The 16,516-nt window shown below is 47.6% G+C and carries 13 protein-coding genes; 5 read left to right on the top strand and 8 right to left on the bottom strand.

What is annotated here, in order from left to right; all coding sequences use genetic code 11:
* Positions 1–69: 69 nt before the first annotated feature.
* Together QUB51_RS02405 and QUB51_RS02400 are read right to left on the bottom strand one after the other, a co-directional pair.
* A complete protein-coding gene (locus tag QUB51_RS02405) occupies positions 70–1,584 on the bottom strand; it encodes a carotenoid oxygenase family protein (protein WP_333212162.1) in 1,515 nt (504 codons plus the stop codon).
* A gap of 143 nt (positions 1,585–1,727) precedes the next feature.
* A complete protein-coding gene (locus QUB51_RS02400; RefSeq protein WP_333057221.1) occupies positions 1,728–3,182 on the bottom strand; it encodes a folate/biopterin family MFS transporter in 1,455 nt (484 codons plus the stop codon).
* A 261-nt stretch (positions 3,183–3,443) separates the two neighbouring features.
* On the opposite strand from QUB51_RS02400, the gene QUB51_RS02395 reads away from it, so the two are divergent.
* The gene (locus tag QUB51_RS02395) at positions 3,444–3,929 is read left to right on the top strand and encodes a cupin domain-containing protein (RefSeq protein ID WP_333264108.1); all 486 of its coding nucleotides are present in this window, start codon (positions 3,444–3,446) and stop codon (positions 3,927–3,929) included.
* 6 nt (positions 3,930–3,935) lie between these two features.
* The gene (locus QUB51_RS02390; protein ID WP_333233663.1) at positions 3,936–4,571 is read left to right on the top strand and encodes a class I SAM-dependent methyltransferase; all 636 of its coding nucleotides are present in this window, start codon (positions 3,936–3,938) and stop codon (positions 4,569–4,571) included.
* Positions 4,572–4,644: 73 nt separating this feature from the next.
* On the opposite strand, the gene QUB51_RS02385 is transcribed toward QUB51_RS02390, so the two are convergent.
* The 6 genes from QUB51_RS02385 to kdpA all read right to left on the bottom strand — a co-directional run bounded on the left by QUB51_RS02385 (position 4,645) and on the right by kdpA (position 12,496).
* Entirely contained in the window at positions 4,645–5,913 is a 1,269-nt protein-coding gene (locus QUB51_RS02385) for a sodium:proton antiporter (RefSeq protein ID WP_333212157.1), read from the bottom strand.
* 202 nt (positions 5,914–6,115) lie between these two features.
* Entirely contained in the window at positions 6,116–7,267 is a 1,152-nt protein-coding gene (locus QUB51_RS02380; RefSeq protein WP_333057217.1) for a universal stress protein, read from the bottom strand.
* Between the two features lie 133 nt (positions 7,268–7,400).
* On the bottom strand, positions 7,401–8,027 hold the full coding sequence (gene kdpC, locus QUB51_RS02375; RefSeq protein WP_333233662.1) for a K(+)-transporting ATPase subunit C: 627 nt from the start codon (positions 8,025–8,027) through the stop codon (positions 7,401–7,403).
* A 41-nt stretch (positions 8,028–8,068) separates the two neighbouring features.
* Positions 8,069–8,338 carry a K(+)-transporting ATPase subunit F gene (gene kdpF / locus QUB51_RS02370; protein WP_333264105.1) on the bottom strand — a complete coding sequence of 90 codons (270 nt, stop codon included), beginning with the start codon at positions 8,336–8,338 and terminating at the stop codon, positions 8,069–8,071.
* Between the two features lie 157 nt (positions 8,339–8,495).
* Positions 8,496–10,589: a potassium-transporting ATPase subunit KdpB gene (gene kdpB / locus QUB51_RS02365; protein WP_333264102.1), complete on the bottom strand. Its 2,094-nt coding sequence runs from the start codon at positions 10,587–10,589 to the stop codon at positions 8,496–8,498.
* Between the two features lie 122 nt (positions 10,590–10,711).
* Complete coding sequence (gene kdpA, locus QUB51_RS02360; protein WP_333264099.1) at positions 10,712–12,496, bottom strand: potassium-transporting ATPase subunit KdpA; 1,785 nt, start codon at positions 12,494–12,496, stop codon at positions 10,712–10,714.
* 300 nt (positions 12,497–12,796) lie between these two features.
* Here kdpA and QUB51_RS02355 point away from each other — a divergent pair, with 300 nt between their 5' ends.
* From QUB51_RS02355 to QUB51_RS02345, 3 genes are all read left to right on the top strand, one after another.
* Positions 12,797–13,897, top strand: a complete 1,101-nt coding sequence (locus tag QUB51_RS02355) for a HAMP domain-containing sensor histidine kinase (RefSeq protein WP_333057211.1) — start codon at positions 12,797–12,799, stop codon at positions 13,895–13,897.
* The gene (locus QUB51_RS02350; RefSeq protein ID WP_333264096.1) at positions 13,894–14,586 is read left to right on the top strand and encodes a response regulator transcription factor; all 693 of its coding nucleotides are present in this window, start codon (positions 13,894–13,896) and stop codon (positions 14,584–14,586) included. Before QUB51_RS02355 ends, QUB51_RS02350 begins: the two co-directional genes overlap by 4 nt.
* Positions 14,587–14,788: 202 nt before the next feature.
* A partial coding sequence (locus QUB51_RS02345) for a DUF4347 domain-containing protein (protein ID WP_333264093.1) occupies positions 14,789–16,516 on the top strand: 1,728 nt, incomplete at its 3' end.

Below are 16,516 nucleotides of genomic sequence, written 5' to 3'. Positions count from 1 at the left end.
TGAGCCGGGGTTTTCAACCCCCGGCGGGCTGTGGCGAGCGGCGCAAGAACCAGGCGAATCAACGCGAAACTACGAACCGATAGGAAGCAGTACATTTGATGTAAAACTGCCGTGCAAGCCGTAGGGAATGTGCTGTTTTAAATGCAAGCGCGCTACAGGGCCTTTGGTAATGTCGCGAGCATCTAAAATCACTAAGGTCGATCGATGATTAGCTGCATCATACATTAAAACCAGCAGCCAGCCGTCATCCTCAGCCGTTGCACCTTCAGGCGAGACGCCTGAACCACGGGGAACAAACACCGGTTCCCCCGCAAAACCACGCGGTGCGGCACTCCAAATTTGCCTTTCACCAGTCACGAAATCAATTTTGAGGATAGCTTGCAAAGGAGCATTTCCCGTGGGAGCATCCGCAGCACCGATATACAGATATCGGTAAGGTTGTCCGACATTCTTGGGATGCAAAGTTGGAAACTCGCAGCACCGAGTTTCAACAACTTGATGCTGTACGGTTTTGTCTTGCAAATTCAACTTAAACCGCCACAATTCGCCCGCTGGAATGCTCTCAAAATCAACCTCGCGAAAATCGCCGTCTGCTTCTACAGTTGGAAATGATTCGTAACAAACTGAATCCACAAAAACTTCGTCTCCTTCTTCCCATGCGTTGCAGTGGTGGAACACAAAACAAGGTTCGGTTTCTAATATCTTCACCTCGTCAGTGCCGTTGCGGGGAATTAAAATTGCTTGCGTTGGCTTGTTTGGCGAAAATTGAATGCACTGGGATGCACTCCGAAATCCTAACAAGAAAAGCAGCGGATTAAATGAGACGGGATTTTGGAAGAATATGCAGTAATTCGGGGTAATTACCATGTCGTGCAGGAAGGCAAAACCCGGTATTGCATGGGCGTGACGCTGCAAAAGTTTGCCGCTTTCGTCGAATTCGTAAATCGTGATGGTACTCGACAAACCGGGCTTGACGGAAAAGTTTACTAATCTGTCTCCTTTGCCATTTTTCCCTTTTTCAATTCTGGGGTGGGCGGCGAAGGCTTCACCGGGTTGTAAAACGCCGTCTAGGGTGTCTAAGCCGAGTGTTTCTAGGGTGCGGGGGTCGAGTCTGTAGGGCTGTGCGGCTTCCCAAAGTGCTAGCAGTTTGTCGCCCCAATAAATGATGTTGGTGTTGGCAATGTTTTTGATTTTGACATCAAAAATGTTGGCCAGCGGGCCCCCTGGCTTTTGTGTGCCGAAAACGCCTCGGTGGAGGATTTTTCCGGCTTTTTGTTCGGCGAGATAGCCTTCTGTGCGGACGAATCGGTTGCGGAAATGGGCGCGGCCTTCGGATATTGCGATCGCACAAACCATCCCGTCGCCGTCAAACGGATGGTGGATGCGCTGGCCGTTGACATCTAATAATCCGGGCCCGTTGCGAAAGAATGTGCCTTGCAAGCCGGGGGGGATTTCGCCTTCTATGTTGTCAATCCAGTAGTCGGATTCGTTGGGTTGGGATTCGTAGCCGCGCTGCCAGTCTGTGCGATCGTATGATAGGTTTTGGGCGGCTGTTTGAGGTGGGGAAAGTTGTAAGTTTTGCATGGGTGTAATAAGCTTTTCTTGATTTAACCGCAGAGAACACAGAGGGCGCAGAGAGAAGGAAATTCGGAGAATGGGGAAACACAGTTAAATTCATCCGTTAAATTCATCCGTGTATCCGTGTCAAAATCTGTGTGTGCCTGCCTTTATTTACTGTCTGCGGTGCGACTTTGTGACCTTACTGTCGGTACTAAGTCGGGAAAGTATTCGGGCATGAAATGCTGTCCGCCTGGTTTGGAACTGCCTGGTTCTGGTTCTAATACGGGAAGAGACTTTTGATTGTTTGGATCGCTGCTTTCTGTACTGTCGGCGGGCAGCCAATTTAAGAAGGGTAGGGGCAGAAGTGTGGACAGGTTTGTGATGACTATTAGCAGCCAGAGGTTATCGAAATTGCGATCGGTAATTCCTAGCAAGTGGGTCAAAAGTGCACCGCCTTCGTGGGACAAAAGTCCTGCTAAATTTGTGATTGACATCAGCAGCGCAAATAAAGTTGCTTCGACGCCGGGGGGACACAATCTGGCGGAGAGTACGAGCACCGGCATATAAGCAATTTGTCCGATTACTGTCAGGATTAGGCTGTCTCCGATGCTGAACCATTGATCGTCAATTCCTAAAGCTCTGTTGGCATGAGTTACTAATAATAAAGTAGTCATGCCTAATGCTGTCGCTATGACGGTTGACCAGCCAAAAATTACTCGAAATGGAACTGTTTTGAGGAAGCGTTGAAACAGCCAAATGCCGGCGAGGGAGGCAATGCTGGTAACGAGGCGCACTCGGCCGAGAAACTCTGGTTGAAAGCCTAATTCATTGGTGGTGAAAAAGAAGAAGGCGGAGTCTGAGCTTGGGGTGGCTTGCCAGAGGAAGAGAAAGGCTGTGGGCAGCCAAATGGTTTTTTGGGTAACAGCTTGCCGTAGTTGTTTGAATTGGTCTTTGACAGTTTCAAAGTCGGTTCTTTTGTCGGTTTTTTCTTCGGCAATTAACCAAGCTGTTGCTGATACAATTAGCGGGAAAGATGCGGTGATTAAAAAGATAGTATGAGTGCTGAAGTGTTGCAGCAGGGAACCGCTGAGGTAGGCGGTAATTAGTCCGCCGAGGGCTGCAGCGCCCCAAGACAAGGATTGCAGGGAACCGGCGTCGGTAACGGATTCTTTTCTGGCCCTTTCGACTACCAGGGAGTCGGCGATTACGTCGCTGACGGCGAGGGATAGGGAACTCAGGGCGATCGCGCCTGTAGCTGCCAGCGGTGTGTGTACAATTGTTGCGAGGCTCACCCATGCTAAGGTTCCCAGCAGCCCGGAGAGGACGATGTAAGGGCGTCTGCGGTAGCCGAATATCGGCAAACCGTCCGACATGAAGCCGAAGACGGGTTTGATAATCCAAGGCAGGGCGACGACGCCCAGCATTGCCGAGACTTCTGCCGGACTCATGCCGAGTTCGTCTTTGAGAAAGAAGCTGACGGCTAAGCGGGCTAGTCCGAGAATGCCTTGGACGAAGTAAATCAGTAAGATGGCTATGAGTTCGGGGGTTGGCTCATTCCCAAAGAATACTTTTTCTTTTAAAGATTCTTTGAGTTTGCTGACGCCGGAGGGGGAAACGAGCATTTGAGCAATATTTCTTAATGAATCTCAATATTTATAACACATTCTTAATGAGTTGGGGGAACTGCCGGAGGTGGGAGGCGAGAGTGGCGGGGATCTGGTAAGTGCTATAAAATTGTATTTATCTTGAATTTAAGCGTGTTTTGTAATAATAAAAACCGAAAAACGAACCGCGAAGGCGCGTTAGGCGAAGCCGCGCGTAAACCCTAGGACGCCAAGCAAGAGAAAGAAGAAAAAACTCACAACTGCGGTCAGCTTTGTTATATGATTATTGACCCTAAAAATGTACCGGAAATTACGGGTTCTAAGTACCCTCAGCAATTCCAATCTGCTGTTGCGGGGAGAGTTAAAAAACGCTTGGGCGATGCTGCCGGATTGCAGAATTTTGGGGTGAATTTGGTGAGACTTGCGCCGGGAAGTTGTTCTGCTCTCAGGCATTGGCACACTCGTCAAGATGAGTTAATCTATGTTCTGGAAGGGGAAGTTACTCTGATTACAAATTCGGGAGAGCAAGTGCTGAAACCGGGTATGGCGGCGGGTTTTCCGGCGGGTGATGCAGACGGGCATCATTTAGTCAACCGCTCGAATGCAGATGTTGTTTATCTGGAAATTGGCGATTCCCTTCGGGATAGCTTCGCTTCACGCACTCCGGGAGATAGTGCCGAATATCCCGATGACGATCTAATGGCAAAAGCTAACGGGAATAGTTGGATTTTTACTCGCAAAAATGGCGAGGTTTATGAGGATTAAAAAATTATGAGTCAAGTGAATCTTTGGACTTCGGCGGAACACGCTTTATGGTATCTGGCTAAGGCTGATGGTATTCCTCACCGCACTGAAGGTGAAGCGGTTTTGTTGGAGGAAGTGCCGAAAAATGTGAAGCGAATTCTGGATGTGGGCACGGGAGACGGGCGGTTGCTGGGTCTGCTTAAGTGCGATCGACCAAATGTTGAATGTGTGGCGATCGACTTTTCGCCGACAATGCTGGAAAAAGCCAGAATTCGCTTTGCTGATGACCCAAATGTCACGGTAATCGAACACAATTTTGATGAATCGCTACCGGATTTGGGCAAGTTTGATGCGGTTGTTTCTAGTTTTGCGATTCATCACGTAATAGACGATCGCAAACGTTCGCTTTACACCGAGATTTTCGAGCTTTTGGAACCCGGAGGCATTTTTTGCAACTTGGAGCACGTAGCGTCCGCAACTCCGGCTTTACATGAGAGATTTCGAGAGGCGATCGGTATTAGCGATTCGCCAGATGATCCGTCTAATAAATTGCTGGATGTGGAAACGCAATTGCGCTGGTTTAGAGAAATTGGTTTTACCGATGCCGACTGTTATTGGAAGTGGCGGGAACTCGCTTTATTAGTTGGGGTGAAACCTGTTTAGCTGGGGATAAGGACACGGCAGTGCCATGTCCCTACAAATATTGCATAGAATCTGTATGAGTTGCGTGAATTAATTAAATTAAATCAGGTACTTTAGGTTTGATTCGGCGCTCGTACCAGTTCATTAACGGGGTGGAACTAATACCGTGCAAAATCACAGAAAGTACGATCGTTGTAAAGGTAATCCAGGCAATTTTTTCGGCGGTTTCGCCTTTCAAACCGTCACCGAAAGCATAAGTAAGATAATAGATAGAACCGACACCACGAATGCCGAACCAACCGCACAGCAAGCGGCTGGCGGGATGCAAAGGACTGCCGATCGTACTAATCCAAGCTCCCACAGGCCGAATTAAAAAAATTAACAATCCACCTACTAAGAGGGAGTATCCTCCAGAGGCCAACATAGGCTCTAAACGCAAAAGCGAACCTAATAGTAAAATAGTTGCTACTTCCATTAACTTTTCTATGCGCTCGGTAAAGTGCAGTTGGGAAAGCGGCTTTTCTGGGTTTCGGTAACTCCGCTGCACCACAATTCCTGCTACAAAAACTGCGAGAAATCCGTAGCCGTTGACTACTTCTGTGAGGGAATAGGTGAGCAGAATTGTGCTCAGAGCAATGAAATCTTCCATTAATTGATCGGCTGGTCGATAGTGTTGGAGTTGCCGATCGATCCAGGTGACGGCTTTAGCTACTAAAATTCCCATAACGATAGCTGCGCCAATCGCCCAAATCAAGTCAACTGCTACCCACTGCGAAAACCAGTTCGACCAGTTGTTATCTTTTAGCGAATAAATGCCGAAATAAACAAAGGGAAAAGCTAAAGCGTCGTTTAAACCGCCTTCTGATGTTAAACCAAAGCGCAATTCATCGCGATCGTCTATATCAGCTAACTGAACTTCTGAGGCTAAAACTGGATCGGTGGGAGCGAGAATTGCTCCCAGTAAAATCGCCGGGCCCCAATCTAATTTCACAAACCAATGACCGATCGCAGCCACTGCAAAAATCGAAATTGGCATTAAAAAACCGATCAGCCGCGCTGTGGAATTCCAGGCCCAAAGTTGCAGTGGGCGATTCATTTTTAAGCCACAACTGAACAGAGAAACAATAACTACAAATTCTGTAAGTCTTTCTAAAAATTCAGCTTCGGGACGCAAGTCAATCAGCTTGATGCCGTAGGGCCCCAATCCGATACCGACAATTAGATAAATTAAGGCATAAGATACAGGCAATCGCGAAATCCAGCCGGAACCCAAGGTAACGGTAAGCAGGAGGATGCCAATAACTAGCAAGTTGAGAATGTAATCATCCACCATAACGATCGCACTTTTAATCAGATATAGCAAGTGCTATTTTGACAGGTAAAAGCTTCGGGCGCATCCGTCGTCCGCTAGATTCAGCTATCCTCCGAAAGTGGTGTGGGCGGGTTTATATAGATTGTTAGTGGGAATTAGAGATTGTTGGTGAAACCCTCCCTACAAGTATTATGGTTAATTTATCGGCTCTCATCCGACTCATGACTAATGACTAATGACTGAAGACTAATAATTAATTAGAAAGACCACTTTTTTCAGTAGCGATTATGTGCAAATCTACGTGTTTGAGCGATCGCACTAACTGTTGAGTCAAAGAACCCCGCAGCAGCAATTTCCAGCGGGATTGCTGGCTTTCGCCGATCACAATTTGAGTAACGCGATACTGTTTAGCTACTTCGGAAATCGCTTTGGCTATATTAGTGCCGTTTACCCGCAAAAATTTCCCGTTAAATTCTTGACATAGTTTCTCACAAGTTTCAACGTGCAAGCTTTCTGCTTTTGTTAAAAATCGGTCTGGATCGTTGACAAACACAGCATAAAATGGGGCATTCATGTAGCTCGCAATCCTCGCGCCTCGCCGCAGCAATTGCAAGGAGTTCGGATAAGTCGAGATGCACACTAAAACTCGTTCGTGAATGTTGCAAGATTGACCTTTTAAAGTTGCTGCGTCGTCTTCCACAGTGTCTGCGACTTCTCGCAGGGCGAGTTCTCGCAAAGCGATTAAATGACGGCGCTGGAAAAAATTTTCTAAAGATTGTTCAATTTTTTCAGGAGCATAAATCTTGCCTTCTAGCAACCTTTCTTCTAAAGTTTCCGGCGTGACATCGACAACGACTATTTCGTCAGCATCTTCGAGGACGCGATCGGGCACTCGCTCTCGCACTACAACTCCGGTAATTCTAGCTACTAAATCGTTGAGACTTTCTATGTGCTGAATGTTAAGGGTAGAGAAAACATCAATTCCAGCCTTGAGAATTTCTTCCACATCTTGATATCGTTTTTCTCGCAGAGAACCGGGAATGTTTGTATGAGCGAGTTCGTCTATTAATGCTAATTGAGGACGGCGTGCTATGACAGATTCTGTATCCATTTCGGTGAGCATTTTTTCGCCGCGTAGCATTTGTTTTTTGGACACTATTTCCAATGCTTCTGCTTTAGCTGCTGTCTCTTTCCTGCCGTGAGTTTCTAACAGTCCAATTACCACATCAATGCCTTCAGATTTGAGCGTGTGTCCTTCTTCCAGCATTCGGAACGTTTTGCCGACACCGGGGGCCATGCCGATAAATATTTTGTGCTTTCCCCGGCGGGAGGTGCGATCGTAAGTGCGGTTAGGTTGGGCATAAACCGCGTCTGGATTGTTAGTAAGTTCGCTAGAGTGAATCATAGCTGAGTTGTCAGTTGTTCTTTGTTCGTTGTTCGTTGTTAGTCACATTTGTAGGTTGGGTTGAACGAAGTGAAACCCAACTCCAACTTGAACTGAAGTGTTGGGTTTCGTTCCTCAACCCAACCTACGTATATTATAAACGGTCGAGAGCCAAATTCAGTTGGAGGACGTTAACTCCCGGTTCACCGAAAATGCCAATAAATCTGCCCTCTGTATTTTTAGCTACCAACATTTCTACTTGATTGAGATTGAGCGATCGCACCGTTGCTATCCGCTGAATTTGCGATCGAGCTGCCTCTACGCTAATGTGCGGATCGAGGCTAGAACCGGAAGTATAGACTAAATCAGCAGTTGGTTTGATACCAGCTTTGTTGAGGCGATCTAATTCAACTTGCACCCCCTGAAAACCATCTTTCTCATTACCTCGTTTCAGCAAATCAGAGTTACTGGGGGCAAGGTTGCTCGCTCCCGAAACACCCGTTCTTTGACTAACATTTTCTCCCTTTGTCGGATCGTAATTTTCTGTCGCAAAGCTGCTGTAATTGGTGGTGCTGGGACGACCCCAAAAATATCTTTCTGAGGAGAAAGGCTGACCGATTAAAGCAGAGCCAACTACAACTCCTTGGTTGGTAATTAAGCTGCCGTTTGCCTGGGAGTTGAAGGCAATTTGGCCGATTACTAGCAAGATTAAAGGGTAAATAATGGCTGTAATTCCCCACAAAACCAGGGTAAGGCGAATGGCTCTAATTATTTCTCTCATAAATTACCTCGATCGGTTATTTGCTAATGGTTAATTATTGACTAAAATCTTTCCGGCTGAAAGATGACTACGAACAAGTAAATAGAAAGGGCGATAATCACCAAACCTAGGAGACTTAAACCCCAGACAGCTTTTCGGGTCAAATCTTCGCCCGCTGCAGCGTAGACAGCGGGGGCAAATATAGCATTGAAACACATTACTAGAAATAGCTGCACCGGGATTGGGTGGCGCTGCCAAAGCCTTTGAGCTAACTCAATAATTTCTTGGAAATCTCTGGGAAAAATATCATTCAGCAAATCATTCCGTTTCATAAATTCTCCTTATTTTGGGAATAAATATCTGTCTTTCTATTGGATGATTTTTGTGGGAAAATCGAGGCATAGCCTCTGGATATGCGTTCCCAGGCAGAGCCTGGGAACGAGATTAATCCGTGTATCCGTGTCAAAATCCTTGTCATGCTTTCCCGATCTATGCTAGCCCAACGGCGGTAATCAAAACATCAATAACTTTGATGGCGATAAACGGCGCGACTGCTCCGCCCAATCCGTAGATTAAAATATTCCGCTGCAACAGTTGATTTGCAGTCAAAGGTCTAAACTTTACACCAGTTAATGCTAGGGGAATCAAAGCTGGAATAATCAAAGCATTGTAAACTAATGCTGACAAAACCGCAGATTGACCGCTGGCTAAACCCATGACGTTTAATGCGCCTACGGGGGAAAAAATGGCGGGAATAATTGCAAAATATTTTGCGATATCGTTGGCTAGGGAAAATGTGGTCAGCGCGCCGCGAGTAATCAGCAATTGTTTGCCAATTGTAACTAAATCAATGAGTTTGGTGGGGTCAGAATCTAAGTCCACCATGTTTGCAGCTTCCTTCGCGGCTTGGGTTCCAGAATTCATCGCCAAGCCTACGTTTGCTTGTGCTAGTGCGGGTGCGTCGTTGGTTCCGTCTCCCGTCATTGCGACTAATTTACCCTCGGCTTGTTGCTTGCGAATTACGTCGATTTTGTCTTCGGGAGTTGCTTCGGCAATGAAGTCGTCAACGCCTGCTTCATCGGCAATTACTGATGCTGTAATCCGGTTATCTCCGGTGAGCATAATGGTACGAATTCCCATTTTTCGCAGTTGGTCAAATCGATCGCGAATTCCCGGTTTAATCACATCTTTTAAATAGATAATGCCGTAGGTGTCGCTGCCTTGACAAACGCCTAAAGGCGTGCCTCCAAGCCGGGAAACTCGCTCGTAAGCTGCATCGAGATCGGGGCCGATATTGCCGCCGCGCGATCGCACAAAACCCTTCACCGCATCCACCGCACCCTTGCGAACCTCCGTCCTGTCGGGCAAATCCGTGCCAGACATCCGCGTTTTTGCGGAAAAATCAAGCCCTGTGGCGTTGGTGCGATCGAAATTCACCGTTGCGCCCAATTTTTCGGCCAAACGGACGATCGACTTTCCCTCTGGAGTATCGTCAAACACACTCGCAGCAAGGGCTACACTCGCAACATCCTCCAGCGAGTGACCGTTTACCGGAATGAACTCCTCGGCTAAACGGTTCCCCAGCGTGATCGTCCCCGTTTTGTCCAAAATCAGCGTATTCACGTCGCCGCAAGCCTCCACGGCGCGTCCAGAGGTCGCTATCACGTTAAACTGAGCGACGCGATCCATGCCCGCAATGCCGATCGCGCTCAGCAAACCGCCGATCGTTGTTGGAATCAGCGCCACCAGCAGCGAAATCAGCGTCACCACGCCCACAGGGGTTTTCACGTAATTTCCCACGGGCGGAATCGTCGCAACCACAATCAAAAACACCAGCGTTAGCACCGCCAGCAGCACCGTCAGCGCGATCTCGTTCGGCGTTTTCGACCTTTCAGCGCCCTCTACCAGCGCGATCATCCTGTCCAAAAATCCCTTACCGGGGTCGGCCATCACCCGCAGCGTCAATTCGTCGGAAAGGATGCGCGTACCGCCGGTGACGGAACTGGCGATGTCCGAACCCGGTTCCTTGAGCACCGGCGCGGATTCGCCAGTGATCGCAGATTCGTCTACAGATGCGACGCCTGCAATCACTTCGCCGTCGGCGGGAATGACATCGCCTGCGATCACTTTAATTTGGTCGCCCCGTCTCAGGGATGTCGAACTAACTTCTTGAATTGAACCGTCTGGTAGGAGTTTGCGGGCTGTTGTGTCGGCTTTGGTCGATCGCAGTGCGTCTGCTTGCGCTTTCCCCCGCCCTTCTGCTATCGCTTCGGCAAAATTAGCAAATACCAAGGTGAAGAACAAAATAAACGTGACTAAACCGTTGAAAACTCTCTGATTTTCGCCGGGAACCGGGCCGAACAGCGTCGGGTCGATCGTTAATAATGCAGTCACAATTGTGCCAACCCACACCACAAACATCACCGGATTTTTTAGCATTACCCGTGGGTTTAGCTTGACAAAAGCTTGTTTAAAAGCTCTTTGATAAAGGCCTTTTGTATTTGCTTTTGGCGTGTGCTTGCGAGACTCGCGAGAGCCTCTAGCAGGTTTTTTTGGGGAATCAGGGGTATGGGAAGAAGCCATGTCGATTTTAGATTTTAGATTTTAGATTTTAGATTTGGGATTAGGGATTTGGGATTTTAGATTTGGAATTGTTGCCAGCAACAGCAGTTTATTGTCGCTGCATTACTTAATGCAATCTACATCTACTGTCCGCTGTTTGGTGTCGGGGTTGTCGCTTCAGGCGAAGGCGTTGCTAAAGGTGTTGTGGGTACAGTTATCGATGCTGGTTCAAACTTGCCGCTGCTAATTTCATATCCTTCGGCAATTGGCCCTAAAGCTAGAACTGGGAAAAATGTCAGCGCGCCCAGAATTATAATTACTCCTGCGGTGACGCTGGTGAATAAAACTGAATCGGTTCTGAGAGTGCCGGTTGTTTCGGGAACCAGTTGTTTGTTCGTCATGCTGTCGGCTAAAAGTAGCAGGGCAATAATTGGAACGTAGCGCCCCAATAGCAGGCTGAAACAGGTGCTTAAATTCCACCAAAGTCCGGTAGGTGCGGGTTGAGAGTCGGCCAATCCTTCTAAGCCAGAACCGTTGTTGGCTGCCGCCGAAGCGTATTCGTACATCACCTGGGAAATGCCGTGAAATCCGGGGTTGCTGATGCCGCTCAAACTGTCGGTAAATGCGAGAGAAATGGCACCGGGGATTAAAACTGCGATCGGGTGAATTAACAAAACAACGCTGGCTAAAACAATTTCCCGTTTTTCAATTTTGCGTCCCAAAAACTCCGGCGTTCTCCCCACCATCAAGCCCGTGAGAAACACGCTCAAAATTGAGTAGATAAATAAGTAAGCAGTTCCCGTTCCTTGTCCGCCCCAAACGATTTGCAGAAACAAATTAAACAGAGTGGCAAAACCACCGGGAGGCATTAAAGAATCGTGCATTCCGTTGACAGCGCCGCACATTGTGCCAGTGGTAGTCACCGCCCACAGTGCAGTTTCTGCCCAGCCAAACCTAACTTCTTTGCCTTCTAAATTTGGTTGCTGCGAACCCAGTAAATTATTAATTTGAGGGTTGCCGCCGTACTCGCCAAATGCTGCAATGCCAATCAAAATTACATAGATGGCAAACACCATCCAAAAAATCAGCCATCCCTGCTTTTTGTTGTTGGCAAATCTGCCGTAGGTGTGAATCATAGCTGCTGGTATAGAAAGCATTGCTAGTGTTTCCAGCAGGTTGGTAAAAGGATTGGGATTTTCAAAAGGATGAGCCGAGTTAATGGCAAAAAATCCGCCGCCATTTTCTCCCAGTTGTTTGATGCTTTCAAAGTGAGCTACTGGGCCGCGAGCAATTATTTGCGTGCCGCCTTCTAAGGTACGGGCAACGGCCGGCCCTGCGAGGGTTTCCGGCACTCCTGAAATTAGCAAAAGTAAGGCAATTATTAAAGAAAGGGGTAGCAGAATCCGGGTGATTGATTGAATTAAATCGATGTAAAAGTTGCCCAAGGGACGGCCGGTCAAGCCCCGGATAAAGGCAATCCCTACTGCTAAACCGGTAGCTGCTGAGGTAAACATTAAAAATCCCAGGGTTAACTGGGACAAATAAGTAAATGTTGTCTCGCCGGAGTAATGCTGTTGGTCGGTATTTGTGAGGAATGAAATAGTTGTGTGCAGCGCAGTATCCCAGGTTGGGGCAGTTAAGCTGGTGGGATTTAAAGGCAGCACTCCTTGAAGCATGAAAATTAGGAAAACAAATATGCCCATTGCTGCATTGCTGTACAGTAGCGATCGCGCATATTGCCAACCTGTCATCGAATCTATAGACCGGATATTGCTGGCTTTATAGATGAGTTTTTCTAGGGGTTTAATAGCGGGGTCGAGAATGGTTGGTTCTCCCATGTACACCCGCGCCATGTAATTACCAAAAATAGGGGCGATCGCTACTACAATGATTAGCGTTAATGCGATTTGAATTAATCCTTCAAGCATAACTGAGCCAATACTTCCTTAAAAGTGCAATCTGCTTTTAAAAATCAATATACTTGCCGTTAGGATTTTTGATAATCAGCCCGCAGGTATAAGTTGCTGTTTAGCCGTTATACTTAGCTGCTATATATTTTCACTGACTGACAAATGTTTAAATATTTAGCAGTATCTATACTTGCAGATATAGATGTTATCTAAACGCTTGTTTTTGCGTCACTGTAGACAAATTTTAGCGAATAAAAACCCTAGGGATAAGGCAGAGAGTAGAGTGTAAATATAAAATATAAAATGGATGGATAAGGGATGTTAAACAGCTTATTAAAAATCACAGACAACCTGGCAATTCAAGAGAAGTATTTGCGGGGGAGGTGGTCGATCGCAATTTTATTCGCGATCGTTGTAGTGCTGGAATTTACTACGCCGTCGGAGTATCTGTTTGGGTATTTGTACACAGGGCCGATTTTATTGGCAAATTCGCGCTTGAGTCGGTTGGGTAAGTTGCAAATTACGCTGGTATCGGCAGCTTTGACGCTGTTAAATTTGTTTGTTCCTCCTGGAGAATCGATCGCCCTAGCAACTGTAGCAAATAGATCGATCGCAGTCATGGCTTTAGGGGTGACGGGATATTTGAGCGATCGCAACCAGCAGTACCAAGAGACGATCGCGATCGCTAAAGCTGAGTTGCAGTCGCAGCAGCAGCTAGCAAGCATCCGAGAAGATTTTGTCTCTACTTTGAGTCACGACTTAAAAACGCCGATGCTGGGGGCGATAGAAACAATTAAAGCTTTTGGGTCAGCAAAATTTGGGAATGTCACCGCCAGTCAGCAAAAAGTTCTCGAAACAATGGCGCGATCGCACAAAATGTCTCTACAATTAGTAGAAACGCTGCTGGATGTTTACCGCAACGATGCCGAAGGTTTAAAACTGCAACTTGCGGCCGTAAATTTAGTAGCTTTGGCAGAAGAAGTAATCGCAACACTCATCCATTTGTCGGCGGCGCGCCGAGTTTACATTAGTATGAGTTACGGAGAGTCAGATTTCCGTCGCTCTTTGTGGGTAAATGGCGATGCGGTTCAACTCCAGCGCGTTTTTGTTAATTTGCTAACAAACGGAATTAACCATTCTCCTCGCGGTGGCAAGGTAGAAATAATCATGGAATCTTATTCGAGTTTTCAGGTGGTGAAAGTTATCGATAGCGGGTTGGGAATTACTGCCGATGAACTGCCCCACTTGTTCGAGCGTTTTTATCAAGGACACAGCGATCGGCAAGCCAAAGGTTCGGGATTAGGATTATACTTATCTCGCCAAATTATTGACGCCCACGGCGGTATAATTTGGGCAGAAAATAAATTGCCACACGGTGCTTTATTTGGATTCCGACTCCCTGCTATCCCACAGAAATGAAACCAGCTTATCCGTTGCGAATTCTCCTAGTTGAAGACGACGAACTGTTTCGGTTGGGGCTGCAAACGCGGTTGCAACAAGAAAGTTGCTTGCAAGTAATTGCCGAGGCTGAAGATGGCGAAACGGCGGTAGAATTGACTCAGGAACACTTGCCCGATGTGGTAGTTCTCGATGTCGGTTTGCCGGGAATTGGGGGTATTGAAGCGTGCCGCCAAATTAAACAGCGACATCCAGCAATTCCCGTTTTAATTTTAACATCTCATTCTCAAAAAGCCTTAATTGAAAGATTGATTAGTGCGGGTGCTCAGGGATATTGCCTCAAGGGAATTGCGGCGGAAACTTTGGTTTGGGCAATTCGATCGGTAGCGGCGGGCGCTTCTTGGTGGGATCAGGCGGCAACTGCGGAAATTCGCGCTGTTTTTGCTAATCCCGAACCTGTTAAAGTAGGGTCAAAATCCGAAGTTTTGGAAAATCCGCTGACGAAGCGAGAACAGGAAATCTTGGCTTTAGTTGCGGGGGGGAAAAGCAATCAGGAAATTGCACAAATATTGTACATTGCTCCGGGGACTGTGCGGGTTCACGTCCACGCGATTTTGCAAAAGTTAGAAGTGCGCGATCGCACTCAAGCTGCTGTACTCGCAATTCAGAAAGGATTGGTAGCAGAAGAACTTTTGGCGATCGAACCCTAAAAAAGCGATTTGTGTACTGGAATTGTCGGTTTTTTAAAGGAATTATTGGCTAAATCCGCCCCTATCAAAAGGCTTCTGTTGCAGGTTCATGGGAAATTAGTATTCGTCTTGATTGTTAATTTTACTCATGACATTGAATTTGTGAATTTGCTAAGGTAGACAGGCCTTAATTTTCCTACCGTCATCTAACCAAAGGTGTATTATGCCAAATTTTATCAGTTCAGTTTTTAGTTCGATCGCCTTTATCGACTCTGCCCTTCCCGACAGCCAAACTCTCCACAACGGCATCGCAGCGGGGACAGAAGTTATTACCTTGGATGCGGCGCGGGATGGAGTAGAACAAATTACTGAGGCACTAGCGAATCGCAGCAATATTAAAAGTATTCATATCATCTCCCACGGCCGCCCCGCGAGTTTACTGCTAGGCGCGATCGATCTAAACTTGACAAATTTAAAAACTTATGCTAAGCAATTGCAGCGTTGGTCGCGATCGCTGGCAGACAGTGGAGAGATTTTGCTGTACGGGTGCGATGTAGCGGCGGGGGAAAAGGGCGCTAACTTTGTGCAGCAACTGAGTCAGCTAACCAAGGCAAAAATTGCGGCTTCTCGATCGCCGATCGGCAGTTCGGCTATGGGCGGAGATTGGGAATTAGATTATACAACAGGAGCGGTGTCCTCTGGGCTGGCGATCGACCCAGCCACAAGAGCCGCCTATCAATTTGCCTTCGGCCGTACCCTCTACGACGGCACAAACTATTCACCACTACCACCAACATTAGCACCCATACCAGGCATCGGGACAGCAGCCGGTACTCAATTAGCTTATGGACAAGTACCTCTTCCTGGCTTCGGTGGTGTTCTACCTGCTGGTGCGTACTCGCCCAACACAGGCATTACTACTGCTGGCGTGAGTGTCATTGGTGGCACTGCAGCAGGCTATGCAGGTTACACCAACTATCTATATTCTCCGCCTCCATTAGGAACGGGAACATTTACTCAACTCAATCCAAGTTTCCCCGCACTTGACCGCACCAACGGTTACAGCGTTTCTTTTCGAGTTGCAGTTACGACCGAAACCAGTTTGAGCGACGATCGGGCAGGTTTCAGCATCATCGCCATTAGCAGCGACGGTCAAAACGGCATTGAACTCGGTTTCACCAACCGCAACCCCGGCCTCAACGGAAGCATTTTTGCTCAACAAGATACTCCCCTGTTTACTCGCGGGGTAAATGCACCTGTTAACATCAGCACTGCTACCGACTACAAACTGGTGGTTCAAGGCAGCACTTACACCTTGTTTGCCGGCGGCATAGCAATACCAGTTCTGACAAATCAGCCGCTGCGGAACTACACGGCATTTAATCCAGGAAACAGCGAGCCTGCTTTACCCTTCAATCCCTACACCCAGCCAAACTTCCTATTTTTCGGCGACGCCACGGATCAAGCAAGTGCCACTTTTACTCTCGGCACCATCTCGGTTAATAATTTCCCGGTGGCCGCCACTGGCAGCTACAGCGTCCTGCACGACAAAGTGCTCAGCGTACCAGGGCCTACCGACGCCAACAGCGACCCGCTGACCCCCGCTTTAGTCACAGGCCCGACCAAAGGTACGATCGTTTTTAACCCCGACGGCAACTTCTCTTACACTCCTAACCCTGGCTTTGTCGGTAATGATACCTTCACATACAGCGTGAGCGACGGGGCTGCGACAGTCCCCGCTACGGTGAATATCAACGTTACTAACAGTCTGCCGCAGCCACAACCTGATACCTACATCACCCTACACGACAAAGTTCTGCTCTCCGTGCCGTCCGTCTTAAAAAACGACAGCGACGGCGACTTATTGGACAAGTTGACCCCCGCTTTAGTCACAGGCCCGACCAAAGGTACGATCGTTTTTAACCCCGACGGCAACTTCTCTTACACTCCT

This window comes from Microcoleus sp. AT8-A3 (assembly GCF_036705675.1).
In the GTDB taxonomy this organism is placed as follows: domain Bacteria; phylum Cyanobacteriota; class Cyanobacteriia; order Cyanobacteriales; family Microcoleaceae; genus Microcoleus.
The sequence above is the reverse complement of the archived record's forward strand: the minus strand, read 5'-3'. Positions and strand labels throughout refer to the sequence as shown.